Below are 22874 nucleotides of genomic sequence, written 5' to 3' on the forward strand. Positions count from 1 at the left end.
GACCCGACCGCCGTCGCGGTGCGTGCATCGCGACGGCTTCAAACTGACTGAACGATTGACCGACCACACCGGAACCGACATGACGAACCTGCTGATCCGCAACGTCCGCACGCACGCCGACGAAGCGCTCGACATCCTGATCGACGGCGAGCGCATCGCGCGCGTCGGCCCGTCGCTCGACGCGCCCGCCGGCTGCGCGATCGAGGACGGCGCGGGCGCGCTCGCGCTGCCCGGCCTCGTCGAAGGCCACACGCATCTCGACAAGACCCACTGGGGGATGCCGTGGTATCGCAACGCGGTGGGGCCGCGTCTCGTCGACCGCATCGAGAACGAGCGCAATTACCGCGCGACGAGCGGCCATGACGCGGGCGCCGCGTCGCTCGCGCTGTCGCGCGCGTTCCTCGCGGCCGGCACGACGCGCATCCGCACGCACGTCGACGTCGACACCGAAGCCGGGTTGCGCCATCTGCACGGCGTGCTCGCGACGCGCGAGACGCTGCGCGGCCAGGTGGAGATCCAGATCGTCGCGTTTCCGCAGTCGGGCGTGCTCAAGCGGCCCGGCACGGCCGCGCTGCTGTCCGACGCGCTCGGCGCGGGCGCCGACCTGCTCGGCGGCCTCGACCCGTGCGCGATCGAAGGCGATCCGGTCGAGGCGGTCGACGTGCTGTTCGGGATCGCCGAGCGTCATGGCCGCGGCCTCGACCTGCATCTGCACGAACGCGGATCGATGGGCGCGTATTCGCTCGATCTGATCCTGCAGCGCACGGCTGCGCTCGGCATGCAGGGCAAGGTCACGATCAGCCACGGCTTCTGCCTCGGCGACATCGCCGAGCGCGAGCGCGACGCGCTGCTCGCGCGGATGGCCGAACTCGGCGTCGCGATCGTCACGACCGCGCCGGCCGCGGTGCCGGTGCCGTCGGTCGTTGCGTGCCGCGCGGCCGGCGTGACCGTGATCGGCGGCAACGACGGCGTGCGCGACACGTGGACGCCGTACGGCTCGCCCGACATGCTCGAACGCGCGATGCTGATCGGCATGCGCAACGATTTCCGCCGCGACGACGCGCTCGAAGTCGCGCTCGACTGCGTGACGCACGGCGCGGCACGCGGTTGCGGCTTCGCCGACTATGGCCTGGAAGCAGGCAAGCGCGCGGACGTCGTGCTGGTCGATGCGCTGACGTTCGCCGAGGCCGTCGTCGCGCGGCCGACGCGGCGGCTCGTCGTGTCGTCGGGGAAGATCGTCGCGCGCGACGGCGCGCTGGTCTGAACCGGGCGCCGCATCGTGCCGGTTATGATCGGGCTTCCTTCAGCCTGATCTTCCGGGAGACGACGATGCGACGCACACGCACGATGGCCGCACGGGCCGCAGGATGGATCGCCGCGGCGACGTTCGCGACGGCGGCCGCGCAGGCGATGGCGGCGGGCGCGGACGGCGCGCAGCAGGAGGCGAATCGCCGCACGGTGCTCGCGTTCTACGAGAAAGGCCTGAACGAGAAGGATGCGGATGCCGCCCTCGCGTACGTCGGCGACCGGTACGTGCAGCACAACCCGAACGCGGCCGACGGCCGCGACGGTTTCCGCAAGTTCGTCGCGTTCCTGCGCGACAAGTATCCGCAGTCGCACAGCGAGATCAAGCGCTCGTTCGTCGACGGCGACTACGTGATCCTGCACGTGCACGCGGTGCGCGAACCCGGCACGCGCGGCAGCGCGATCGTGGACATCTTCCGGCTCGAACACGGCAAGATCGTCGAACACTGGGACGTGAACCAGCCGGTGCCGGAGCAGGCGGCGAACGGGAACACGATGTTCTGACGGTCGGTTTTCTCGACATCCGCCGCCGCCCGGTCGATGCCCGCCCGCATCGCTGCGCTCATTCCTGCTCGTGCTCCAGCATCGCCGCGAGCGCCTTCGTCAGTTCGCTGACCATCGGATCGGCGGTCGGCCGATGCAGGATCGCGATGTCCATGTGCTCGATCGGCGCGAAGCCGCCGTGCGCGTCGGTCAGTACGACGTGGTCGTCGGTCACCACGCGCGCGGGCAGCACGCTGATGCCGAGCCCGTCCGCGACGGCTGCCTGGATCCCGCTCAGGCTCGACGTCGTGAAACTGATCCGCCAGCGGCGGCCGCGTTCCTCGATCGCCTTGATCATGTCGTCGCGATAAAGCCCGCGCGGCGGGAACACGACGATCGGCACCGGGTCGAGGTCGATCGTCGGATGCTGCGCGCTGTCGATCCAGCGCAGTTTCTCCGGCCAGCGCACCACCGCCTCGCGGCTGTCGCGCCGCTGCTTGATCAGCACGAGATCGAGCTCGCCGCGATCGTAGGCCGCGCAGATGTCGCGGCTCAGCCCGCACGTCACCTCGAGCTTCACCTGCGGATGATCGCGCTTGAACGCGGCGAGCGCGTGGGTCGTGCGGCCCGCCGCGAAGTCGTCGGGCACGCCGAGCCGGATCGTCAGTGCGACGGTCGCGCCCGACAGCGCTTCCAGCATCTCGTCGTTCAGCGCGATCATGCGCCGCGCGTAGCTGAGCACCGTCACGCCGGCGTCGGTCGGCCGCACGTCGCGCGTGCCGCGGTCGAGCAGGCGATGCCCGGCGATCTCCTCCAGCCGCCGCACCTTCTGGCTGACCGTCGACTGCGTCGAATGCAGGCGCGCGGACGCGGTCGTGAAGCTGCCGCAGTCGGCGACCATCACGAGCGCGCGCAACAGGTCGAGGTCGAACAAAGGTCTATTCATTTCTGCACTTTTGCGGATTCGAGCATTTCATTTTCAAATGCGTGCGACGACTTTTAACATGGCCCGAGACCGCGGGCAATCGCGGTTTCGCCGGACCCGGCGCGGCTGTGCGGGCGGACTTGCAAGGAGGCACCGGGGGTTTTTCAAACGGATGGCGATCGTCGGCGCGTTTGTGTTGATGAAGCTCACGAGTGCCGCCGCCGACGGTGGCGCGCTCGAGGGGCGGCCGAGCGTGGCCACGGCGACACGGTGCGCACGTTGATCGACACGGGCGTGAAGGTCGATCACGTGAACCGGCTCGGCGCGGCCGCGCTGCTGGAAGCGATTGCGCTCGGCGACGGCGGCGAGCGCCATGTGCGGATCGTGCAGTTGCTGGTGGATGCGAAGGCGGACGTGAACCTGGCCGATTCGAACGGCGAGACACCGCTGTGGCATGCGCGCAGCCGAGGTATACGAAGATCGAGCGGATTTCGGGGGCAGCGAAAGGGCAGTGGCGTCAGCGGGGATGCGATTTGCGCGCGGTGCCGGTGTCGGGAAGCTGGCGGAGGAACTCGCCGGCCAGATTCACGCAGTAGTCGAACGACGGCGTGTAACCGAGTGTCGAGATATCGTTGAAGCGAGACTGAACGAACGTGCGACGTTCGTCGAGCAGATGCAGGAAGGTATCTCGATGGCGAACGAGAAATGCGCTTGCCTCCATCAGGCTCTCCGGCTCCCGCTCGATGACCAGGCAGAGATCGAACAGGTCTCGCGCGGTGGGACGATCTCCGCGATGCCACATTTTCTTGGCCACGATTTCCGCTGAAGTCTCGACCTTGACGATGTGGTCCATCAGCATCCATTTGTCGTAACCGGGAGACATCAGGTTTCGGGAGACCACGAAGTCGATTTCACCGTCGGGCAACACCAGTTTCACGAAACCGGCGTGTTCCTCGTACTCGGTCGTGATGTCGGATGCGGCGTCGCTGATGCGTGGGTTCACGTACCCGAGGTACTGCGGGTCGGGTACGAAGATATCGATGTCCTTGCTGACACGATGTCCGTGACGCAGCATGGGACGGTGCCGCCGCCAAATGTCCAGAACGGATGTGCCGTGCCGTACTGGCGTATCTCGTCGATTAGCGTCAGCGTTTTGCGGAAAAGCCCCTGCCACGGGCCGTCGGGCAATTCGGCCGGTGCAGTCATGCCCATACCTCCCGGTACAGATGAAGGTCCTTCGACCATGCGGCCAGGTTTTTCCAGATGGCGCGAAGCGGCGTGCCGGAGCGTGCGGCCGCTTCTTCGGCGGCCTTCACCACCACCGGCAACGGTACCTCGTCGAGGATGACGGAGATCTGCGATTCGTACCCTGCCGGAATTTGTCCCGTGGTCAGCGCGTCCGCCAGCAGTCGCTCGGTCAATTCACCCTTATAGCTGACGTTCGAGCTCACGACGGCCTTGTAGAGGCCGCTTTGGGCCGATCGCGGCTGCGCCAGGAGTTCGATGCCGAGCACGCTGAGCAACGGGATGAGCTTGTTGATTCCAAGATCCTTGACCTTGCCGGTTTCGAGCTGGTTCACCGTGAGACGAGACAATCCGGCGAGTTTTGCAAGCTGGGCCTGTGTGAGATCGAGTTCCGCCCGCCGTTTGGCAACGGCCTGACCGATTTCATAGAGTTGCATGTTCACCTCCCGACGCAGGTTCACCGCACGAAAATGTAAGTTATATCTTACATCTCGATGGTATGCATTGTCACGCATGGACGCGGGTGCGGTATAGGATGGATGGTCTATTCAAGCGAAGAAAATGTTGCGAGAGACGGCGATCGGTCGCGCTGTATAGACATACTCGCTCGACGGAAATCCGTGAAAACTCGTTCTGTGGCAGTCAAGCATCACCCCGGGTAAACGCTCAAAATATGGAGAAAATCGTGTAAATGTCCATTTTTTGCTCATCTATCCCGCTCCTTGCCCCGATTTAATTTCCCCGACTCCCTCAATCCGCCCCACATCCATTCCTTCCGCTTGCGCTCGAAAATCAAGCGGTCTAGACTGCATCGCAGCTTCATCGAAGTCCCCGTCTTTCGCGTACCGCGCCGGGCCAGCCGGCACGACGCTCCCCAACGGACGCCCGGCGCCTTCCCCCGCCACGTCGAGACCAAAAGGACACACCATGAACCGCACTGCAAGGCTTCTCGCTTCCGCGCTGGCGTTCGCGCCGCTCGTCTCGTTCGCGCAGGACACGGCGACGATCCGCTGGGGCATCGATCCCACTTATCCGCCGTTCGAGGCGAAGCAGCCCGACGGCTCGCTCGCCGGCTTCGACATCGACCTGCGCAATGCGATCTGCGAGCAGCTGCGCGCGAAATGCGTGTGGGTCGAGCAGGGTTTCGACGGGATGATTCCGGCGCTGCGCGCGCGCAAGTTCGACGTGATCATGTCCGCGATGACGGCCACCGACGAGCGGCTCAAGCAGATCGACTTTTCGAACAAGCTGTATGCGTCGCCGGGCGCGCTCGTCGCACCGGCCGGCTCGAAGCTGCTGCCGACCGCGGCGTCGCTTGCGGGCAAGCGCGTCGGGATCGACCAGGGCACGACGCAGGAGGCCTACGCGAAGGCCGAATGGGCGACCAAGGGCGTGACGATCGTGTCGTACCAGAACCAGGACCAGGTGTATCAGGATCTCGTGAACGGCCGCCTCGACGCGACCTTTCAGGACAAGACGCAAGCCGGCTATTCGTTCCTGAAGACGCCGCGCGGCAAGGGTTATGCATTCGCGGGGCCCGACGTGACCGACGTGCGCATCACCGGCTACGGCGTCGCGATGGGCGTGCGCAAAGGCGACGCCGAGATGAAGAAGCGGCTGAACGACGCGATCGTCGCGATCCGCGCGAACGGCACGTACCAGAAGATCGCCGCGAAATATTTCGACTTCGACATCTACGGCGCCAAGCAGCAGCTGACTTCCGCGCCGTGAACCCGTGACCCTGCAATTCCATGACCCCGTGGCTCAATCAATCGACAGGCAACCCATGACGAGTATCCAGGAACGCGTCGCGAAAGCCGTGACGCCCGAACTGATCGCCGCCTTCCGCGACGAAGGCGCGGTATGCATCAAGGGCATCTTCTCGCCCGACGAAGTGGCCGCGCTGCGTGCCGGCATCGACGCGAACCTCGCGCAGCCGAGCGCGCGCGCGAAGGTCGCGAGCCGGCCCGACGATCCGGGCTGGTTCTTCGAGGACTTCTGCAACTGGCAGCACAACGACGCGTATCGCGACTTCATCGTGCGGTCGCCCGCGCCGTCGGTGGCCGCGGCGCTGATGGGCACGCAGACGGTGCGGCTGCATCACGACCACCTGCTCGTGAAGGAGCCTGGCACGCGGCAGCGCACGCCGTGGCACCAGGACCAGCCGTACTACAACATCGAAGGCGACGACAACGTCAGCATGTGGATTCCGGTCGATCCGGTGCCGCTCGAATCGACGCTCGAATTCGTCGCGGGTTCGCACCAGGGGCCATGGCTGATGCCGCGCACGTTCATGGACAAGGAGGCGAAGTGGTTCCCGGAAGGCAGCCTCGCCGACCTGCCCGACATCGAAGCCGACCGCGCGGCGTTCCCGATCCGTCACTGGGCGCTCGAGCCGGGCGACATGGTGTGCTTCCGGATGCTGACGCTGCATGCGTCGGGCGGGACGCAGAACCGCCGGCGCGCGTTCTCGATCCGCTTCGTCGGCGACGATATCCGTCATGCGCCGCGCCGCTGGAAGACGTCGCCCGATTTCCCGGGACTGGCCGACGAACTGCCCGACGGCGCGCCGCTCGAGCATGCGCTGTTTCCGGTCGTGTGGTCGCGCGGCGCGGGGCAGGTCGGGGCGATCTGAGCGGCGCGGATCGACTACGTCGCGCGACATCGAGCGACATCGAGCGACATCGAGCGACATCGAGCGACATCGAGCGACGGCAAGCGACGGCAAGCGACGGCAAGCGACGGCAAGCGACCTTCAGCGACGCCATGCGCGCGCCGCGCGTGGTCTCTTACCCGCGCTGAGGAAGGTTCAGGTCTGGTGACGTCCGGCGCCCGGCTTGAAGCGCGAGCCGAGCCGGTAGCGGTTGCCCGGATGCAGGAAGTGCACGAACGTGACGGGCAGCCCGTTCGTCCAGGTGCGGCGCGTGAGCGTGAGGCACGGCTCGTCGGCGCGCATGTCGAGCAGCCGCGCCTGTTCACCGGACGGCAGCGACGCGTCGACCACGTGCTCGATCTCCAGTTCGTAGTGCGACACGTTGTTGAACAGGTATTCGGACGGTGGCTCGGCCTGGAAATCCTGATCGATGAATTCGGGCGCGGCGGCCGGGTTCACGTAGCGATCCTCGAGCTGGATCGGGCGGCCGTTTTCCTCGTGCACGCACACCACGTGAAACACCGGCGTGTTGACCGCCAGCCCGAACGCGGCCGCGACGTCGAACGACGCGGGCTCGCGCGACTGGCTGAGCACGCGGCAGCGGTACTCGTGGCCGCGCGCGCGGATCTCGTCGCGGATGTGCGCGATCATCAGCAGGTTCGACTGCGGCTTCACCTCGGCGACGAAGGTGCCGACGCCCGCGATGCGCTTCAGCACGCCTTCCTCGGTCAGCTCGCGCAGCGCGCGGTTGACCGTCATGCGCGCGACGCCGAATTGCGCGGCGAGATCGAGTTCGGACGGAATGCGGTCCCCCGGGCGCCAGTCGCCCGCATCGACGTTCTGGCGAACGAGTGTCTTGATCTGCTGGAACGGTGCGGTGGTCTTCGTGACCATCGGGGATCCTTGGGGAAGGGCAATCGCGAAATTCTATCCCGGATCAGGGCGCGGGCAGTTCGCGAACGTCGGCCGTCGGCACGGATCCGAACGCATCGCTCAGCGCATAGCCGATCAGCTGCCGCGCGGCAGCCTCGGGTGTCGATAGCGCGCCGCTCGACTTCAGTTCGTCGAATTTCTCGCGCATCGGGAAGTTCGCTTCGCTGGTCGAGCGGATCGTCGCCTGCATGCCCGTATCGACGACGCCCGGCGCGACGCTGCAGATTCGCAGCGCGCGGTTCGCATCGAGCGCGACGGCGCGCGCGTGATGATCGAGCGCGGCCTTGGTCGCGCAGTAGACGCTCCAGCCCGCGTACGCGTTGCGCGCGGCGCCGCTCGACACGTGCAGGATCCGGCATTCGGTCGGCGCCGCTGCCGCCTGCACGAGCGCGGCCGACAGCATCAGCGGCGCCGCGACGTTCAGGCCGACCGCGCGCGCGACGAGCGCCGGATCCTGTGCGTCGAGCGGCCCGATCGGATCGACGATGCCCGCGTTGTTGAAGAGCAGCACGATCGACGCGCCGTCGACGAAGCGGCGCAGCGTGTCGCCGGCGAGCCAGGTTGCGACGGCCGACGTGTCCGACAGGTCGAGTTCGATTTCGGCGAAACGGTCGCCGGCCTGCGCGGCGAGCGACGGATGACCGCTGCGCGATACGCCGAGCACGGCGATGCCTTCCTGCAGCAATTGTTCGGCAAGCGCCGCGCCGAGGCCGCGCGTGTGTCCGGTGACGATGGCGCGCACGTGCGGCGCGAGAGAGGAGGCGATCATGGCGGTGAACGAGTGAACGAGTGAACGGTTGAAGCGTGTTGACAGGCGCGGCGCGCAGGCGGGGCGGCACGGCGTGCGGGACGGGCGATGCGCGGTATTGACCTGGCGGACGAATCCGGCCGAGCGCCGCGCGTCCGGGTGTACGCATATCGTAGCGCCGGCCTGCGCGACGCGCAAACGCGGGACGACGCCGCGCGTGAGCGCGGAGCATGCGTTCGTGCGGCCGAACGCAGGCGTCGCCGTGCGCCGCCGCACGGCCGAACCGTTGGACGAAAACCGGCCGCGGCAAGTGCGCGCGCCGCGGCGGCGAGTGGCGCCGGGCCTCACGTCGCGAGCTATCATATGGCTCGCCCGTTCGCGACGCCGGACGGGCCGCGACCGTTTCCCTTCACCCGCTGCACGCTGCGACGCCATCCATGAACACCACGCCGGACATGCCCACGCCACGCGCCCTGCGCGAACTCACGCCCCTCGAGGCCCGCATTCTCGGGGTGCTCGTCGAGAAGCAGCACACGGTGCCGGACACCTATCCGTTGTCGCTGAATGCGCTGACCGCGGGCTGCAACCAGAAAACCGCGCGCTCGCCGGTGATGAACGTCAGCGAGGACGAAGTCACGACCGCGCTCGACGGGCTCAAGCACCTGAGCCTCGTGATGGAGGGCAGCAGCAGCCGCGTGCCGCGTTTCGAGCACAATGTGAACCGCGTGCTCGGGATTCCGAGCCAGGCGATCGCGCTGCTGACGATCCTGCTGCTGCGCGGCCCGCAGACGGCCGCCGAACTGCGCCTGAACAGCGCACGCCTGCACGGCTTCGCGGACATCTCGTCGGTCGAGGCGTTCCTCGACGAACTCGCGGCGCGTGCGCAGCCGCTCGTCGTCCGGCTGCCGCGCGCGCCCGGTGCGCGCGAGAACCGCTGGATGCACCTGATGTGCGGCGAGGTGAACGTCGCCGACTACGCCGGTGCGGACGCGGGCGGCGGCGCGGATTCCGTTCCGCCGTCGGAGTTCGAGGCGCTCAAGGCCGAGCAGAAGCGGCTTGCGGATGAAGTGGCGCGGCTGAACGCACTCGTGCAGCGGATGGCGACCGAACTCGGGATCGACGTCGATACCCCGGGCGACGCCGGCTGATTGCCCGCCCGAGCCAACTCGACACCGGCGCGCATTTGAGTCGTGGATGGAGAAGCGATTCAGCCGATGCTGATTCGCGTGGCACCTGCGTCGACGAGCCGGAACAGCAGATCCTCGACGGCCGCGCCCGGCGCCGAGCCCAGGTCCGCATTGACGCGCCATCCTTGCTCCGTGCCCGCCGGTTCCGACAGATAGTGAACGATGCCGTGCAGGCCGTCCTCGGCCGGCTCGCCTACGTCGTCGGCGTCGAACCACGCGAAGAACCATGTCCTGAACGCGTCGGTGGCCGCGGCCTCGCCGATGCCGTCGGCTTCGATCGTCGCCCAGTCCCACACGAACGGCCGGATCGACACCGCCGCCGTTTCGAGTTCGAACGCGAACGGTTCGAAGTCCAGTTGCGTGGTCGAGTCGACCATTGCCGGCTGGCCGGCCGATTCGCCTTCGGTGTGAACGATGTCGGCGCGGCACGGCAGTGCGAGCGGGCCTTCGGTGGCCAGCGTGCCGTCGGCTTTCCGGTAGGCCGGTTCGACGACGGCCGCCGGTTGCGCTGCCGCTTGTGCGAGCAGGTCGGCGTAGGGCTGGCGGATGGCGCTGAGCAGTTCGGATACGGTCATCGTGGCGTGTCGGGTCATGTTGCGTACGATCAATCACAGACAGGTGGTGCGTCGTGCCGCCTGCGCAGAAGGCGAGGCGTCATCGGCAGCGGACAGCGATGATCGTACGGTACGTCGGCCACACGCGACCACTCGGCCGAACGGCCGGCGCCCCGGGTCGCGTTGCGGCTGGCGACCGGCGGCGCTTGCATGAAGCCCGTTCCATGAAGCCCTGTCGACAGGCCCGGAAACGTCGGCAGGCGCGCGCCCGAAACGCGCGGCATCGGCGCAACGCGCCGAATGCCCGGGCGATCCGTTGCGGATCGCCGTTCTTTCGCCCGGCCTCTTGACGCAGATCGCATGCCCCCGCCGCGCCTCGCTGCCGCCTTGCGCGAGTGCCATAATCGAGCCTGCACCTCATTCCAGACGTCCCCCGGAGAATCACCATGCAGAACCTCGACAATCCTTCCCATGATCGCGAGGTAGGCAGTGCCGACGCGACGCAGGACACCACGCGTATCGACGACGTCCGCATCGGCGCCGTGCGTCCGCTGATCTCGCCGGCGCTGCTGCAGGACGAACTGCCGGTGCCGGCCGCCACGCAGACGCTCGTCGAGGACACGCGCCGCGCGATCGGCGACATCCTGCACGGCCGCGACGACCGGCTGCTGCTCGTCGTCGGCCCGTGCTCGATCCACGATCACGACCAGGCGCTCGAGTACGCCCGCCGCCTGAAGGCCGCCGCCGATGCGCTGAAGGACGACCTGCTGATCACGATGCGCGTGTACTTCGAGAAGCCGCGCACGACGGTCGGCTGGAAGGGCTACATCAACGATCCGCGCCTCGACGGCAGCTTCCGCATCAACGAAGGGCTGCGCGCGGCGCGGCAACTGCTGCTCGACATCAACGCGCTCGGCCTGCCTGCGTCGACCGAATTCCTCGACCTGCTGAGCCCGCAGTACATCGCGGACCTGATCGCGTGGGGCGCGATCGGGGCGCGCACGACCGAGAGCCAGAGCCATCGTCAGCTGGCATCGGGGCTGAGCTGTCCGATCGGTTTCAAGAACGGCACCGACGGCGGCGTGCAGGTCGCATCCGACGCGATCGTCGCCGCGCGCGCGAGCCATGCGTTCATGGGGATGACGAAGATGGGCATGGCCGCGATCTTCGAGACGCGCGGCAACGACGACGCGCACGTGATCCTGCGCGGCGGCAAGAACGGGCCGAACTACGACGCCGAACACGTCGAGGCGAGCTGCGCGGTGCTGCGCAAGAGCGGGTTGCGCGAGCAGGTGATGGTCGATTGCTCGCATGCGAATTCCAACAAGTCGCACGAGCGGCAGATCGAGGTCGCGCAGGATCTCGCGCGGCAGCTGTCGCAGGGCGAGCACCGGATCGTCGGCGTGATGGTCGAGAGCCATCTCGAGGCCGGGCGCCAGGATCTGAAGCCGGGCGTGCCGCTGCAGTACGGCGTGTCGATCACCGATGCGTGCCTGAGCTGGACGCAGACGGAGCCGGTGCTCGACGTGCTGGCGGAGGCGGTGCGGCATCGCAGGGTGTATTCGCGCAACGCGTGAGGCGGTGTGACTGCGTGGCGGGGCCGGGGACGTCCGCCGCACGGTCCGTGCGCCGGTGACGACCGGATGCCCGTCTCCGACGTTCTCCCGATCGACATGCCGCGGCGCGCACATCCTGTCCGCACGGACATTGATCTTCATCCGTGTCGCCCCGCCTGTCACGTCGCACTCCGAACGCACGATCCGGCGAATGCCGCTACCATGAAGCCGTGTTGCACGCTGCGGTCCGGCCACGCCGGTCCGTCATGCACACACGCAGTGGCGGCGCGGCTGGCCGCCACGCGACCGACGAAGCGCGGGGCGCTCACCGATCAGCCGTTGCGCCCGCGTCGCTTCGCTCCCGGAATCAACAACAACCGAACCGGAGTGCAATACATGAAGTTCTACAAGACCCTCATCGCGGCAACCGTCCTCGCATCGAGCGTCAGCGCGCACGCGCAGATCGCCGGCGCGCAGCCGCTCAGCGTGACCGTCGAGCAATCGCAGGCGCTGCTCGAAGGCTGGAGCGTGAAGAAGAGCGTGCTCGGCAAGGCCGTGTACAACGACGCGAACCAGAAAGTCGGCACGGTGCGCGACCTGATCGTCGCGCCGGACGGCTCGGTGTCGGCGGCGATCGTGTCGGCGGGCGGCTTCCTCGGCGTGGCCGCGCATGACGTCGCGGTGCCGATCGCGTCGCTCGACGTGCGCAACGGCAACATCTACCTGCCGGGCGCGACGAAGGACGCGCTGAAGGCCACGCCGGCATTCCAGTACGCGAAGGTGCCGTCGCCGCCGAAGCCGAAGAAGGCCGACGACAAGCACTGATCCACGCGGCCCGGCGCGCGACCTGCCATGCCCGGCCGGCCGCGCGCCGGGCCGCGCCACGTCGCGTCGCGCGCCGATCCATTACGGGCGCAGTGCGCGCCCGCGCTCGGTCTACGTAATTCTACGTAGCCCCGCATACGTAGTTGTGCGCTTGTAAGCTGCCCCTGTCGCGCGGAATACTACGGCCCATCGCCGCGGCATCCACGAGACGCGGCACGACGCATCGACGTCACGCGGGTTCGGCGCCTGGCCGGATCCACTCAAAACCACATTGGAGACCAGGAGACGCCATGAATCGGGCTTCCAGTACCCTGCTATGGATCGCCGTCGCGCTGCTCGGCGCATTCGCGTTCGGGACGATCGCACTCGCGCACGGCGAACGCGTCAGCGCGCTGTGGATCGTGATCGCCGCAGTCTGCGTATATCTGATCGCATATCGCTTCTACAGCCGTTTCATCGCCAGCAAGGTCATGCAGCTCGACGGGCTGCGGATGACGCCGGCCGTCCGGCACAACGACGGCCTCGACTACGTACCGACCAACAAGTACGTGCTGTTCGGCCATCACTTCGCCGCGATCGCCGGCGCCGGGCCGCTCGTCGGCCCCGTGCTCGCCGCGCAGATGGGCTACACGCCCGGCATGCTGTGGATCCTGGCCGGCGTCGTGTTCGCCGGCGCGGTGCAGGACTTCATCGTGCTGTTCATCTCGACGCGCCGCGACGGCCGCTCGCTTGGCGACCTCGTCAAGATGGAGCTCGGCACGGTGCCCGGCGTGATCGCGCTGTTCGGCGCGTTCCTGATCATGGTGATCATCCTCGCGGTGCTCGCGCTGATCGTCGTGAAGGCGCTGACGAATTCGCCGTGGGGCACGTTCACCGTCGCCGCGACGATTCCGATCGCGCTGTTCATGGGCGTCTACACGCGCTACATCCGTCCGGGCCGCATCGGCGAAGTGTCGATCATCGGCTTCGTGCTGCTGATGGCGTCGATCGCGTTCGGCCAGACCGTGCACGATTCGCCGGCGCTCGCCGCCTGGTTCACGTTCAGCGGCACGCAGCTCACGTGGATCCTGATCGGCTACGGTTTCGTCGCATCGGTGCTGCCGGTGTGGCTGCTGCTCGCGCCGCGCGACTACCTGTCGACGTTCCTGAAGATCGGCACGATCCTCGGCCTTGCGATCGGCATCCTGGTCGTCGCGCCGGAACTGAAGATGCCCGCGTTGACGAAGTTCGTCGACGGCACGGGCCCGGTATGGTCGGGCAACCTGTTCCCGTTCCTGTTCATCACGATCGCGTGCGGCGCGGTGTCGGGCTTCCACGCGCTGATCTCGTCGGGCACGACGCCGAAGCTGATCGACAACGAAACCAACGCACGCTTCATCGGTTACGGCGCGATGCTGATGGAATCGTTCGTCGCGATCATGGCGCTGGTCGCCGCGTGCGTGATCGAGCCGGGCATCTACTTCGCGATGAACGCGCCGGCCGCCGTGCTCGGCTCCACGCCGGAAGCCGTCGCGAACACGGTCACGCAATGGGGCTTCGTGCTGACGCCCGACATGCTGACGCAGACCGCGAAGGCCGTCGGCGAAACGACGATCATCGCGCGTGCGGGCGGCGCGCCGACGCTGGCCGTCGGCATGGCGCACATCCTGCACCAGGTGATCGGCGGCGAAGCGATGATGGCGTTCTGGTATCACTTCGCGATCCTGTTCGAGGCGCTGTTCATCCTGACGGCGGTCGACGCCGGCACGCGCGCGGGCCGCTTCATGCTGCAGGACCTGCTCGGCACGTTCCACCCGGCGCTCAAGCGCACCGAGTCGCTGCCCGCGAACCTGGTCGCCACCGCGCTGTGCGTGGCCGCGTGGGGCTACTTCCTGTACCAGGGCGTGGTCGATCCGCTCGGCGGCATCAACACGCTGTGGCCGCTGTTCGGCATCTCGAACCAGATGCTCGCCGCGATCGCGCTGGTGCTCGGCACCGTCGTGCTGTTCAAGATGAAGCGCGAGCGCTACGCGTGGGTGACGATCGTGCCGACCGCATGGCTGTTGATCTGCACGCTGACGGCCGGCTGGCAGAAGATCTTCGATGCGAACCCGAAGGTCAGCTTCCTCGCGCACGCGGCGAAGCTGCAGGCCGCGGTGGACGAAGGCAAGGTGCTCGCGCCGGCGAAGTCGATCGCGCAGATGCAGCGGATCATCTTCAACGACTACATCGATGCGGCGCTGGCCGGCCTGTTCATCTTCGTCGTCGTGGCGATCGCGGGGTACGGGCTGCTCGCCGTGCTGCGCGCGCGCCGCGAGTCGAAGCCGACCGTGCGCGAGACGCCGTACGAAGCGATGCCGGCCGCGCAGGCGCTTGGCAGCGGACGTTAAAGGGAGGCCGCGATGTTCAGCGATCTGGGCAGCGACCTGCGCAGCGCGGGGCGTTACCTCGGGCAGGCGTTGCGGCTGATGGTCGGCCTGCCCGACTACGACACCTACGTCGCGCACATGCGCGACACCCATCCGGACCGCGAGCCGATGACGTATGAGGAATTCTTCCGCGAGCGTCAGAATGCGCGGTACGGGTCGGGGGCAGGGAAGTGTTGCTGAAGCGGGCCGGCAAAGCCGGCCGGTAAGGGCACCACCAAGGGCAGTCCGGTGACGGACCAGGAAGCGCCGCGAAGGCATTCGCGGCGCTTTTTATTTGGCGGGCCGGGGCGGGCATGTTTGCTGCCTGTCGTGGTTGCGGCGGTTGGCCCGCTTCAGCGCGGCTTGATCCGGCCGCCGGTATCATAGGGCTCTACTTTTTTCCGATGAATCCGCGCAGGAGAACCCGTCGTGCATGTCGGTGAGCGTTTCAACAGCATTTCCCATCTCGTCGGCGCGGTATTGTCGGTGGCAGGGCTGGTCGCGCTGGTGACGATGGGTGCGCTCGACCGCGATCCTTACAAGATCGTGAGCTTCAGCGTGTACGGCGCGATGCTGATCCTGTTGTACGGGATCTCGACCGCGTATCACAGCGTGCGCAACCCGCGGCTCAAGGCGATCCTGCAGAAGTGTGACCATTCGGCGATCTATCTGCTGATCGCGGGCAGCTACACGCCGTTCACGCTCGTCACGCTGCGCGGCCCGTGGGGCTGGTCGCTGTTCGGCGTGAGCTGGGGGCTCGCCGCGTTCGGGATCGTGCAGGAGCTCACGCTCGGACGGCGCACGCGCATCGTGTCGATGATCCTGTACGTGCTGATGGGCTGGCTCGCGCTCGTCGCGATCCGCCCGCTGATCCATGCGTTGCCGCCGGTGGGTACCGCATGGCTCGTGGCCGGCGGCGTCATCTACAGCGCCGGGATCTACTTCTTCATCAACGACGAACGCATCCGCCACGGGCACGGTATCTGGCACCTTTTCGTGCTGGCCGGCAGCCTGTGCCAGTTCGTCAGTGTCGCGATGTATGTGGCGTGAGCGACGCGGGACGCAGACGAAGGCGCAGCCGCATGCGGCTGCGGCCGTGTCAGCCGGAGCAGGCGCGCCGTGCGTTCTTCGTGGTCGTCGGCGTCAGGTGCGACCGGCCGCTGGCGCGACGTTGCGCAGCGTGTTGAACCCGACCCACCCCCAGTAGACGCGATGATGCGCGATCAGCCCGTCGCGCAGATCCATCACCTCGACGAGATCGACCTGATCGCCGTCCGGCGTTTCGCGCGGATATTCCCAGGTGAGTTGCTTGCCGTTCGAAAAGAACAGGCCCGTGCGGTACCAGCGTCCGAGCCGGTTGCCCGGATTGCGCAGCCCTGCCGCGAAGAACGCGCCGATCGCGGGCTTGCCGTGCAGCACGCCCGAGCCGTGATCGGGCAGCGTGGCGACGATCAGCGGCGTTTCGAGGATCGCGTCGTCCGCGTACAGCGACATCAGCGCATCGAGGTCGCGTGCGACGACGGCGGCGTGCCAGTCTCGATGGATGCGGTGCGCATCGGTGTCGGCGTGGGTCATGGTGCGTTCCGGCAAGCGTGGATAACGGCACCACTGTATTGATGCAACGCTGTCGGACGTTTCACCGCAGGCCGAAACGTGGATGGTGCGTGCGCCGAGCGCAACCGCAACCGCAACCGCAACCGCAACCGCAACCGCAACCGCGTTCCGCCGTTCGCGTCAGCCCCCCAGCGCGCCGAGATTCAGTTCATGCGACTTGCCGATCCACACCGCGCTGTCGCGATGGTCGCGCAGTTCGTCGTTGGTATTCGGATGCAGGAAGATGTCGAGCGCGCCGTGATTCAGCACGAGCCACGGCACGATGGTGTCGAACCGCGTGGCGTCGAATGCGATCTGGTACGACCAGGCCGGATGCGGGCCGACGAGGCGTTCGTGAAAGCGGCCGAGCTCGATGATCGCGCCGAACCGCTCTTCGACGACGAGGCGAAACGCCCAGGCCGCGTCGCGGCTGGCGGCGTCGAAGTAGACGTGTGCGTGCCAACTGTTGATCGCGGTGGAATCGATATCAGCCATGACGGGACTCGTGAGAGGAATAGGGAAGGCATGAGCGCCGTCACTTGCGGCGCGATGGGCAATTATCGCGCGTCCTTGTCGGACACGTCTTGTCGCGAAGCGATAAATCGGCGTGAAGAATGGTTGCGCGTCAAAGAAACCGGCGGGTTCGTTGAGGTATTTCCCGCGCGGGCCGGCATGCGCGGCATCGTGCCGCAAGCCCGGCCGGCGCGGGCTCCGAGCGAAATCGCTTCGGCAATACGTCATTTCGAAAATGGCAAAAGCGATTCGCGCACTGCATCGAATCGTCTGCAAAAACGCGATCAGGTCGTTGAATGAAATAAAGAAATTCCACTCGGGCGGCATTGGCGAGTCGCGCGCGTCACGCGCCGGCCGTCAGTGCCGAAAATATCAATTGCGGAATCGGCTATTCAAGCGCGCGGCCGCGCGACATACGATGGTTTCACCGCATCGACGTCGAAGATCGATGCGGACGCAACCATCTGGAGGCCATGATGCGATCCGTTGTTTCCCTTGCAGTGCTGTCCGGCGCGCTTGCCGCGCTGCCCGCCGCGAGCTTCGCGCAGTCCGTCGACACCGAGCGGCAGTCGAACGTCGCGCCGTTGACCTGGTCCGCGGCGCGTGCCGAAACCGACGCGCAACTGATGCAGATGACGCGCGCCGGCTATCGCGCGACGACGGCCGGCAACCAGAACTATCCGCTCGCGATGCAGCGTGCGCTCGAACGCGTACGGAACCCGGTGCCCGACCGCTCGCGCGACGAGAAGGCCGCGATGGAAGCGCGTGCGGCCAGCGCCGCGCAGAGCGGCCATCCGGTAAAGGCGTTCTTCGTGAAGACCGCGTACTACCTGAAAGGCGAGAACACGTTCTGATGCGGGAGACGAGCATGGCATGCGCGAACCGACTCGCCGACGCGTGGCGCGCGTCGACGATCCGCCGGCTGCCGCGCGCGTGCGCGACGCGGCGGCGTGACGATCCGTACGCCGCGCGGCGCCGCGCGAACGGCCATCGCGCCGCGCGCCCCGGCGCAGTCGCGTGCCGCACCGGGTTGCCGCGCTTCGACGCGGACGACGTTGCCGCCAGCGAGAGCGGATCATGAAGGCCGTCCGGAAAAGCCGTCGCCATCCGCCGCTGACGCGCGAATGGCTGCTGCCGTTGCCGCCCGCGCATGTGCGCGACATCTCGCTGAAATGCCACATGGCGCTCGTCGCGCTGCGTGGCGAGCACGGCAGCGAAACGTTGCTGATGCGGTTGCGCACGAGCGTCTACCTGGTGTTCCTCGCGCTCGACGACGCGGTATCGGCGGACGCGAGCATCGACCTGTGCGTCGATGCGGAGCGCATGCTCGATGCGAGCGTCGCGCGCGCGGCGGAAAGCGGCGCATGGACGCTGCACGACGACGAATGCGCGGTGCTCGAGCGCATCCTCGCCGCGAACGATGCGTGCGTCGCGACGCTCACGCGGCACCGGCTCGCCGAGCTGTGGCGTCACGTCAGTGCGTTCGCGTCGGCCGACCAGCCGGCCCTCGTCGCGCAAGCCGCGGCGAAGATGCGGGAACCGGCCGTTCTGCATTGAGCATCGTCGACGCGACCGGCGCCGCGCGATGTTTCATACCTGTCCCATTCCCCGGCGCCGACGCTCGCCGTCTAATGTCATGACGGGAACCGGACGGGTTCGGTCGATGACGATCCATCGTCGCGTGGGCGATGATCGTACGTGTCGGCGTGAACGCATCCGTTTCGATCAGGAGGAGCGATGGCGCTATACAGGATCGGCGGCTACTTCACGTGCGGAAGCGGCCGCGCATTCAGCGAGAACCTGCCGCCGGGCAGCGAAGTGACGATCGCGGGCATCTATCGATGCACCGTATGCGGCGACGAGATCGGCATTGCGAAGCGGCAGACGCTGCCGTCCGACGACGAGCATCGGCACGATCTCGATCCGCCGTCCGACCCGCTGCTCGACCCCGGCCCGACGGCATGGCAATTGATCGCGGCCGCGGAGTCGAGACACTAGGCGAGCGGCGTTCGCCTGCTCATGTGTGCGCGGATGCGCGCCGCTCCCCGCACGAACGCCGACACAACCCAAGCCCGACAAAACAAAAGCGCCACGGAGCGAACTCCGTGGCGCTTCTTCGATGCCGGCCGATGCGGAGGCGCGAACCTCCGCATGGCGACACGCGCTTAAGCCGCCGTTGCCGGCTTGGCCGGCTTCTGCAGCTTGCCCTTGCCGGCGCGCTGGATTTCCTCGAGCTTGATCTCGACGTGGCGCGAGAACACGTACTCGGCCGGACGCTGCTTCGCGATCGAGATGTCCGGCGCGAACGCGCCTTCGGTCTTGATGCCCTTCCGGCTCACGGCGAACGCCTTCAGCGGATGCGCGATCGTGTCCATCACGGCGGTGGCTTCGAAGCCGCAGTGGACCATGCAGTCCGCGCACTTCTCGTAGTTGCCGACGCCGTAGTTGTCCCAGTTCGTGTCTTCCATCAGTTCCTTGAAGGTCTTCACGTAACCTTCGCCGACCAGATAGCACGGCTTCTGCCAGCCGAACACGGTACGCGCCGGGTTGCCCCACGGCGTGCACTTGTACGTCTGGTTGCCGGCCAGGAAGTCGAGGAACAGCGACGACTGGCTGAACGACCAGCGCTTGCCGCCTTCGCCGCGCTTCAGGATTTCGCGGAACAGGTTCTTCGTCTTGTCGCGGTTCAGGAAGTGCTGCTGATCCGGCGCGCGCTCGTACGCATAGCCCGGCGACACGGTGATGCCGTCGACGCCGATCGGCCCCAGCGTATCGAAGAACTTCGCGACGCGCTCGGGGATCGCATCGTTGAACAGCGTGCAGTTGATGTTCACGCGGAAGCCGCGGCGCTTCGCTTCCTTGATGGCCGCGACCGCCTTGTCGTATACGCCTTCCTGCGACACGGAATGGTCGTGCATTTCCTTGTCGCCGTCGAGGTGGACCGACCAGACGAAGTACGGATTCGGCTCGTAGTCGTCCATCTTCTTTTCCATCAGGAGCGCGTTCGTGCACAGGTACACGAACTTCTTGCGCTTCATGATGCCCTTGACGATCTCCGGCATCTCCTTGTGGAGCAGCGGCTCGCCGCCGGCGATCGACACGATGGGCGCGCCGCACTCGTCGACGGCTTCCAGGCATTCCTCGACGGACAGGCGCTGGTTCAGGATCGGGTCCGGATAATCGATCTTGCCGCAGCCGTTGCAGGCGAGGTTGCAGCGGAACAGCGGCTCGAGCATCAGCGCGAGCGGATAGCGTTTGTTGCCGGACAGGTGTTGGCGCATGATGTATGCGCCGACGCGGACTTGCTGGAGCAGCGGAATAGACAAGAGATGTCCTCCTTAAACTTCGCGGGCGACAGCTTGCGTAAGCTTCGCCGGCAACTTGAATTCGACTTTTTCCTCACGGCCCGCCATCGTCGTGACATCGACGGGCCCCAGCGCGCGCAGCGCGCCGATTACATCCTCGACCATTTCCTCGGGTGCCGACGCGCCGGCGGTCAGGCCGACCGTCTGCACGCCCGCGAACCATTCGGCCTTCACTTCCGAGCCGTCGGCGACGAGATAGCTCGGTACACCGCTTTCGGTGCCGATCTCGCGCAGGCGGTTCGAGTTCGAGCTGTTCGTCGCACCGACGACCAGCAGCACGTCGACCTGGCCGCTCAGCTCGCGCACGGCGGCCTGGCGGTTTTGCGTCGCGTAGCAGATGTCGCGCGTGTCCGGGCCGACGATGTCGGTAAACCGGCGCTGCAGCGCTTCGATGATGCCGCGCGTGTCGTCGACCGACAGCGTCGTCTGCGTGACGTACGCGACCGGCGTGTCGACCGGCAGCGTCAGCGTATCGACTTCGGCCTCGCTCTGCACGAGGATCACCTCGGCCGGGATCTGGCCGATCGTGCCCTCGACTTCCGGATGGCCCGCATGGCCGATCAGGATCAGCCGGCGGCCCGCCGCGACGTACTGGCGGCCCTGCACGTGCACTTTCGTGACGAGCGGGCAGGTGGCGTCCAGCACGTCGAGCCCGCGCGTTTCCGCGTCGCGTTCGACCGTCTGGGCGACCCCGTGCGCGCTGAAGATCGCCACGGCGCCGTGCGGCACCTCGTCGAGCTCCTCGACGAATCGAGCCCCTTTATTACGCAGGTTTTCGACGACGTGCCGGTTATGCACGATCTCATGACGCACATAGACCGGCGCGCCGTGCTGTTGCAGCGCGCGATCGACGATCTCGATCGCGCGGACAACCCCCGCACAAAAGCCGCGGGGCTGGGCAAGGATGACTCGCATAAGTGAGCGAACTCCGACGACAGACGCCGGGTTCGAAGAGCTGGCACCGCTCGCTCGCCCCGGCTTGATGTTATGAAGGCAGGAACGAACCGGCCAGGCCAGGCCCCGGAACCCCGAATTAATCGCGCATTTTAACCCTATCGGGCCGTCCTTGCTCTGGTGCTGTATCGGCCGTGTTGCATCCGCCGCAGCGCCGCGTCGGCGCTCGTGCGTGCGGAACCCGGTAAACTGCGCGGTTTCGCGGGCAGCCCGTCCGGCTGCCCGGCGTCGCGCTCATTTCAAGGCCATTCGATGACCGTCGATTCTTACGCGTATTGCCCTGCCGCTGGTGCGGTCAAGGGTGTTTTCACTCCGACCCCGATTGAGATCGAACGATCCGGGGCTGCTGGCGCCGGCGTCCGGCAGGAGGCGTGCCGATGATGCTGGCGATTACCTTCCTGGTGTCCGGCCTGTCGCTGGTGATCTGGATCGTGCTGCTGGTCGCGCGCGGCGGCTTCTGGCGCGCGCGACCCGCGCGGGCCCTGCCGCCGGAAGCGCGCGGCGCCGCGGCCGAGGCCGGCTGGCCGGCGGTCGTCGCGGTCGTGCCGGCGCGCAACGAGGTCGACGTGATCGCGCAAGCGGCGACGTCGCTGCTCGAGCAGGATTATCCGGGCGACTTTCATCTGATCATTGTCGACGACCACAGCGACGACGGCACCGCCGCCGCGGCCCGCGCGGCGGCGCTCGCGATCAACCGCGCCGACCGCCTGACCGTGCTGGCCGCGAAGCCGCTGCCGGCCGGCTGGTCGGGCAAGGTGTGGGCGCAGTCGCAGGGCATCGCCGCGGTGCGCACGCTCGGGCTGCCGGCCGACTATCTGCTGCTGACGGATGCCGACATCGGCCATCCGCCCGACGCGGTGGCCCAGCTCGTCACGCGCGCGCAGGCCGAACAGCGCGATCTCGTGTCGCTGATGGTGCGGCTGCGCTGCGATTCGTTCTGGGAAAAGGCGCTGATCCCGGCGTTCGTGTTCTTCTTCGCGAAGCTCTATCCGTTCTCGTGGATCAACAATCCGCGCAAACGGACGGCCGGCGCCGCGGGCGGCTGCATGCTGGTCAAGCGCAGCGCGCTGGAAGAGGCCGGCGGCATCGAATCGATCCGCGGCGCGCTGATCGACGACTGCAGCCTCGCCGCGCAGATCAAGCATCGCGGCAGCGGCCGGCATCCGATCCGGCTCGACCTTGCCGAGCGCAGCGTGTCGCTGCGTCCGTACGACAGCTGGCGCGACATCTGGAACATGATCGCGCGCACCGCGTTCACGCAGCTCCATTATTCGCCGCTGCTGCTCGCCGGCACGCTGCTCGGGATGACGATCATCTATCTCGTGCCGCCTGTGGCCGCGCTCGCATACGGCGCGCGGGCCTGGCCGGCGTGGCTGGCATGGGCGTCGATGTGCACCGCGTATGCGCCGATGCTGCGCTATTACCGGCGCTCGCCGCTGTGGGCGCCCGCGCTGCCGCTCGTGGCGCTGTTCTACGTCGGCGCGACGTTCGCGTCCGCGTGGCGCTACTGGCGCGGCAAGGGTGGTCAGTGGAAGGCGCGGGTGCAGGCGCCGGTGGAGCGCTGAAGCGGGCCGGCGGATGCCGGCCGTCAGGACCACCGGATTGCTGAAAACAGACAGCCCGAATCGACGTGAGCCGATTCGGGCTG

At 67.1% G+C, this 22874-nt stretch carries 28 protein-coding genes; 17 read left to right on the forward strand and 11 right to left on the reverse strand.

What is annotated here, in order from left to right; translation table 11 throughout:
* Window positions 1–79 precede the first annotated feature (79 nt).
* Together DIE04_RS03965 and DIE04_RS03970 are read left to right on the forward strand one after the other, a co-directional pair.
* Window positions 80–1264: an amidohydrolase family protein gene (locus DIE04_RS03965; protein WP_124520114.1), complete on the forward strand. Its 1185-nt coding sequence runs from the start codon at window positions 80–82 to the stop codon at window positions 1262–1264.
* Window positions 1265–1329: 65 nt separating this feature from the next.
* The gene (locus DIE04_RS03970; RefSeq protein ID WP_124486028.1) at window positions 1330–1809 is read left to right on the forward strand and encodes a nuclear transport factor 2 family protein; all 480 of its coding nucleotides are present in this window, start codon (window positions 1330–1332) and stop codon (window positions 1807–1809) included.
* 58 nt (window positions 1810–1867) lie between these two features.
* On the opposite strand, the gene DIE04_RS03975 is transcribed toward DIE04_RS03970, so the two are convergent.
* On the reverse strand, window positions 1868–2734 hold the full coding sequence (locus DIE04_RS03975) for a LysR family transcriptional regulator (RefSeq protein ID WP_124486029.1): 867 nt from the start codon (window positions 2732–2734) through the stop codon (window positions 1868–1870).
* A 33-nt stretch (window positions 2735–2767) separates the two neighbouring features.
* Window positions 2768–3088 (reverse strand): hypothetical protein, encoded by a 321-nt coding sequence (locus DIE04_RS30290; protein ID WP_185500305.1) that lies wholly within the window; start codon window positions 3086–3088, stop codon window positions 2768–2770.
* Here DIE04_RS30290 and DIE04_RS30335 point away from each other — a divergent pair.
* A complete protein-coding gene (locus tag DIE04_RS30335) occupies window positions 3008–3349 on the forward strand; it encodes a hypothetical protein (RefSeq protein ID WP_409333438.1) in 342 nt (113 codons plus the stop codon). The two genes, DIE04_RS30290 and DIE04_RS30335, sit on opposite strands and share 81 nt — an antisense overlap.
* Here DIE04_RS30335 and DIE04_RS03985 read toward each other — a convergent pair.
* Together DIE04_RS03985 and DIE04_RS03990 are read right to left on the reverse strand one after the other, a co-directional pair.
* Window positions 3231–3788 carry a nucleotidyl transferase AbiEii/AbiGii toxin family protein gene (locus tag DIE04_RS03985; protein ID WP_260426214.1) on the reverse strand — a complete coding sequence of 186 codons (558 nt, stop codon included), beginning with the start codon at window positions 3786–3788 and terminating at the stop codon, window positions 3231–3233. The genes DIE04_RS30335 and DIE04_RS03985 overlap by 119 nt on opposite strands.
* Window positions 3789–3915: 127 nt before the next feature.
* Window positions 3916–4395, reverse strand: coding sequence for a helix-turn-helix domain-containing protein (locus DIE04_RS03990; protein ID WP_124486031.1), 480 nt, complete (start codon window positions 4393–4395; stop codon window positions 3916–3918).
* A gap of 490 nt (window positions 4396–4885) precedes the next feature.
* On the opposite strand from DIE04_RS03990, the gene DIE04_RS03995 reads away from it, so the two are divergent.
* Together DIE04_RS03995 and DIE04_RS04000 are read left to right on the forward strand one after the other, a co-directional pair.
* Window positions 4886–5689, forward strand: coding sequence for an ABC transporter substrate-binding protein (locus DIE04_RS03995; RefSeq protein WP_124486032.1), 804 nt, complete (start codon window positions 4886–4888; stop codon window positions 5687–5689).
* Between the two features lie 55 nt (window positions 5690–5744).
* On the forward strand, window positions 5745–6593 hold the full coding sequence (locus DIE04_RS04000) for a phytanoyl-CoA dioxygenase family protein (protein ID WP_044844966.1): 849 nt from the start codon (window positions 5745–5747) through the stop codon (window positions 6591–6593).
* A 174-nt stretch (window positions 6594–6767) separates the two neighbouring features.
* On the opposite strand, the gene hutC is transcribed toward DIE04_RS04000, so the two are convergent.
* Together hutC and DIE04_RS04010 are read right to left on the reverse strand one after the other, a co-directional pair.
* Window positions 6768–7505 carry a histidine utilization repressor gene (gene hutC, locus DIE04_RS04005; protein ID WP_044844967.1) on the reverse strand — a complete coding sequence of 246 codons (738 nt, stop codon included), beginning with the start codon at window positions 7503–7505 and terminating at the stop codon, window positions 6768–6770.
* A gap of 43 nt (window positions 7506–7548) precedes the next feature.
* Entirely contained in the window at window positions 7549–8313 is a 765-nt protein-coding gene (locus DIE04_RS04010) for an SDR family oxidoreductase (protein WP_124520112.1), read from the reverse strand.
* 416 nt (window positions 8314–8729) lie between these two features.
* Here DIE04_RS04010 and DIE04_RS04015 point away from each other — a divergent pair, with 416 nt between their 5' ends.
* Window positions 8730–9440, forward strand: a complete 711-nt coding sequence (locus DIE04_RS04015) for a YceH family protein (RefSeq protein WP_044844969.1) — start codon at window positions 8730–8732, stop codon at window positions 9438–9440.
* A gap of 59 nt (window positions 9441–9499) precedes the next feature.
* Here the strand turns inward: DIE04_RS04015 and DIE04_RS04020 are convergent, their stop codons facing one another.
* Entirely contained in the window at window positions 9500–10054 is a 555-nt protein-coding gene (locus tag DIE04_RS04020) for a hypothetical protein (protein WP_124520110.1), read from the reverse strand.
* A 425-nt stretch (window positions 10055–10479) separates the two neighbouring features.
* Here DIE04_RS04020 and DIE04_RS04025 point away from each other — a divergent pair, with 425 nt between their 5' ends.
* The 5 genes from DIE04_RS04025 to trhA all read left to right on the forward strand — a co-directional run bounded on the left by DIE04_RS04025 (window position 10480) and on the right by trhA (window position 15851).
* Window positions 10480–11610 carry a 3-deoxy-7-phosphoheptulonate synthase gene (locus DIE04_RS04025; protein ID WP_014900794.1) on the forward strand — a complete coding sequence of 377 codons (1131 nt, stop codon included), beginning with the start codon at window positions 10480–10482 and terminating at the stop codon, window positions 11608–11610.
* A 375-nt stretch (window positions 11611–11985) separates the two neighbouring features.
* The gene (locus tag DIE04_RS04035) at window positions 11986–12414 is read left to right on the forward strand and encodes a PRC-barrel domain-containing protein (protein WP_124520109.1); all 429 of its coding nucleotides are present in this window, start codon (window positions 11986–11988) and stop codon (window positions 12412–12414) included.
* 290 nt (window positions 12415–12704) lie between these two features.
* On the forward strand, window positions 12705–14783 hold the full coding sequence (locus tag DIE04_RS04040) for a carbon starvation CstA family protein (RefSeq protein ID WP_124520108.1): 2079 nt from the start codon (window positions 12705–12707) through the stop codon (window positions 14781–14783).
* A gap of 12 nt (window positions 14784–14795) precedes the next feature.
* Window positions 14796–15002: a YbdD/YjiX family protein gene (locus DIE04_RS04045; RefSeq protein WP_006766647.1), complete on the forward strand. Its 207-nt coding sequence runs from the start codon at window positions 14796–14798 to the stop codon at window positions 15000–15002.
* A gap of 228 nt (window positions 15003–15230) precedes the next feature.
* Window positions 15231–15851 carry a PAQR family membrane homeostasis protein TrhA gene (trhA, locus tag DIE04_RS04050; RefSeq protein ID WP_044844973.1) on the forward strand — a complete coding sequence of 207 codons (621 nt, stop codon included), beginning with the start codon at window positions 15231–15233 and terminating at the stop codon, window positions 15849–15851.
* 93 nt (window positions 15852–15944) lie between these two features.
* Here the strand turns inward: trhA and DIE04_RS04055 are convergent, their stop codons facing one another.
* Window positions 15945–16376, reverse strand: coding sequence for a nuclear transport factor 2 family protein (locus DIE04_RS04055; protein ID WP_124486037.1), 432 nt, complete (start codon window positions 16374–16376; stop codon window positions 15945–15947).
* Between the two features lie 159 nt (window positions 16377–16535).
* Window positions 16536–16889 carry a DOPA 4,5-dioxygenase family protein gene (locus DIE04_RS04060; RefSeq protein WP_044844975.1) on the reverse strand — a complete coding sequence of 118 codons (354 nt, stop codon included), beginning with the start codon at window positions 16887–16889 and terminating at the stop codon, window positions 16536–16538.
* A 30-nt stretch (window positions 16890–16919) separates the two neighbouring features.
* Here DIE04_RS04060 and DIE04_RS04065 point away from each other — a divergent pair, with 30 nt between their 5' ends.
* The 5 genes from DIE04_RS04065 (at window position 16920) to DIE04_RS04085 (ending at window position 18905) form a co-directional block, all read left to right on the forward strand.
* The gene (locus DIE04_RS04065) at window positions 16920–17207 is read left to right on the forward strand and encodes a hypothetical protein (RefSeq protein ID WP_124486038.1); all 288 of its coding nucleotides are present in this window, start codon (window positions 16920–16922) and stop codon (window positions 17205–17207) included.
* A gap of 176 nt (window positions 17208–17383) precedes the next feature.
* On the forward strand, window positions 17384–17761 hold the full coding sequence (locus DIE04_RS04070; RefSeq protein ID WP_124486039.1) for a hypothetical protein: 378 nt from the start codon (window positions 17384–17386) through the stop codon (window positions 17759–17761).
* Window positions 17762–17775: 14 nt separating this feature from the next.
* The gene (locus tag DIE04_RS04075; RefSeq protein WP_124486040.1) at window positions 17776–17988 is read left to right on the forward strand and encodes a hypothetical protein; all 213 of its coding nucleotides are present in this window, start codon (window positions 17776–17778) and stop codon (window positions 17986–17988) included.
* Window positions 17985–18464: a hypothetical protein gene (locus tag DIE04_RS04080; protein WP_124520107.1), complete on the forward strand. Its 480-nt coding sequence runs from the start codon at window positions 17985–17987 to the stop codon at window positions 18462–18464. The genes DIE04_RS04075 and DIE04_RS04080 overlap by 4 nt, the downstream gene beginning before the upstream one ends.
* Before the next feature lie 180 nt (window positions 18465–18644).
* Entirely contained in the window at window positions 18645–18905 is a 261-nt protein-coding gene (locus DIE04_RS04085) for a hypothetical protein (RefSeq protein ID WP_124486042.1), read from the forward strand.
* A 167-nt stretch (window positions 18906–19072) separates the two neighbouring features.
* Here DIE04_RS04085 and hpnH read toward each other — a convergent pair whose 3' ends face one another.
* A complete protein-coding gene (hpnH, locus tag DIE04_RS04090; protein ID WP_124520106.1) occupies window positions 19073–20233 on the reverse strand; it encodes an adenosyl-hopene transferase HpnH in 1161 nt (386 codons plus the stop codon).
* A gap of 12 nt (window positions 20234–20245) precedes the next feature.
* Window positions 20246–21187 (reverse strand): 4-hydroxy-3-methylbut-2-enyl diphosphate reductase, encoded by a 942-nt coding sequence (gene ispH / locus DIE04_RS04095; RefSeq protein WP_044844980.1) that lies wholly within the window; start codon window positions 21185–21187, stop codon window positions 20246–20248.
* Window positions 21188–21603: 416 nt separating this feature from the next.
* Here ispH and DIE04_RS04105 point away from each other — a divergent pair, with 416 nt between their 5' ends.
* The gene (locus DIE04_RS04105; protein ID WP_124520105.1) at window positions 21604–22791 is read left to right on the forward strand and encodes a glycosyltransferase; all 1188 of its coding nucleotides are present in this window, start codon (window positions 21604–21606) and stop codon (window positions 22789–22791) included.
* Window positions 22792–22874 lie beyond the last annotated feature (83 nt).

Source organism: Burkholderia sp. Bp8994 (assembly GCF_003853805.1).
GTDB lineage: Bacteria > Pseudomonadota > Gammaproteobacteria > Burkholderiales > Burkholderiaceae > Burkholderia.

Coding starts and splice junctions, on each gene's coding strand:
- DIE04_RS03965 (WP_124520114.1), top strand. CDS start 80: ATGACGAACCTGCTGATCCGCAACGTCCGCACGCACGCCGACGAAGCG.
- DIE04_RS03970 (WP_124486028.1), top strand. CDS start 1,330: ATGCGACGCACACGCACGATGGCCGCACGGGCCGCAGGATGGATCGCC.
- DIE04_RS03975 (WP_124486029.1), bottom strand. CDS start 2,734: ATGAATAGACCTTTGTTCGACCTCGACCTGTTGCGCGCGCTCGTGATG.
- DIE04_RS30290 (WP_185500305.1), bottom strand. CDS start 3,088: ATGGCGCTCGCCGCCGTCGCCGAGCGCAATCGCTTCCAGCAGCGCGGC.
- DIE04_RS03985 (WP_260426214.1), bottom strand. CDS start 3,788: ATGCTGCGTCACGGACATCGTGTCAGCAAGGACATCGATATCTTCGTA.
- DIE04_RS03990 (WP_124486031.1), bottom strand. CDS start 4,395: ATGCAACTCTATGAAATCGGTCAGGCCGTTGCCAAACGGCGGGCGGAA.
- DIE04_RS03995 (WP_124486032.1), top strand. CDS start 4,886: ATGAACCGCACTGCAAGGCTTCTCGCTTCCGCGCTGGCGTTCGCGCCG.
- DIE04_RS04000 (WP_044844966.1), top strand. CDS start 5,745: ATGACGAGTATCCAGGAACGCGTCGCGAAAGCCGTGACGCCCGAACTG.
- hutC (WP_044844967.1), bottom strand. CDS start 7,505: ATGGTCACGAAGACCACCGCACCGTTCCAGCAGATCAAGACACTCGTT.
- DIE04_RS04010 (WP_124520112.1), bottom strand. CDS start 8,313: ATGATCGCCTCCTCTCTCGCGCCGCACGTGCGCGCCATCGTCACCGGA.
- DIE04_RS04015 (WP_044844969.1), top strand. CDS start 8,730: ATGAACACCACGCCGGACATGCCCACGCCACGCGCCCTGCGCGAACTC.
- DIE04_RS04020 (WP_124520110.1), bottom strand. CDS start 10,054: ATGACCGTATCCGAACTGCTCAGCGCCATCCGCCAGCCCTACGCCGAC.
- DIE04_RS04025 (WP_014900794.1), top strand. CDS start 10,480: ATGCAGAACCTCGACAATCCTTCCCATGATCGCGAGGTAGGCAGTGCC.
- DIE04_RS04035 (WP_124520109.1), top strand. CDS start 11,986: ATGAAGTTCTACAAGACCCTCATCGCGGCAACCGTCCTCGCATCGAGC.
- DIE04_RS04040 (WP_124520108.1), top strand. CDS start 12,705: ATGAATCGGGCTTCCAGTACCCTGCTATGGATCGCCGTCGCGCTGCTC.
- DIE04_RS04045 (WP_006766647.1), top strand. CDS start 14,796: ATGTTCAGCGATCTGGGCAGCGACCTGCGCAGCGCGGGGCGTTACCTC.
- DIE04_RS04055 (WP_124486037.1), bottom strand. CDS start 16,376: ATGACCCACGCCGACACCGATGCGCACCGCATCCATCGAGACTGGCAC.
- DIE04_RS04060 (WP_044844975.1), bottom strand. CDS start 16,889: ATGGCTGATATCGATTCCACCGCGATCAACAGTTGGCACGCACACGTC.
- DIE04_RS04065 (WP_124486038.1), top strand. CDS start 16,920: ATGAGCGCCGTCACTTGCGGCGCGATGGGCAATTATCGCGCGTCCTTG.
- DIE04_RS04070 (WP_124486039.1), top strand. CDS start 17,384: ATGCGATCCGTTGTTTCCCTTGCAGTGCTGTCCGGCGCGCTTGCCGCG.
- DIE04_RS04075 (WP_124486040.1), top strand. CDS start 17,776: ATGGCATGCGCGAACCGACTCGCCGACGCGTGGCGCGCGTCGACGATC.
- DIE04_RS04080 (WP_124520107.1), top strand. CDS start 17,985: ATGAAGGCCGTCCGGAAAAGCCGTCGCCATCCGCCGCTGACGCGCGAA.
- DIE04_RS04085 (WP_124486042.1), top strand. CDS start 18,645: ATGGCGCTATACAGGATCGGCGGCTACTTCACGTGCGGAAGCGGCCGC.
- ispH (WP_044844980.1), bottom strand. CDS start 21,187: ATGCGAGTCATCCTTGCCCAGCCCCGCGGCTTTTGTGCGGGGGTTGTC.
- DIE04_RS04105 (WP_124520105.1), top strand. CDS start 21,604: ATGATGCTGGCGATTACCTTCCTGGTGTCCGGCCTGTCGCTGGTGATC.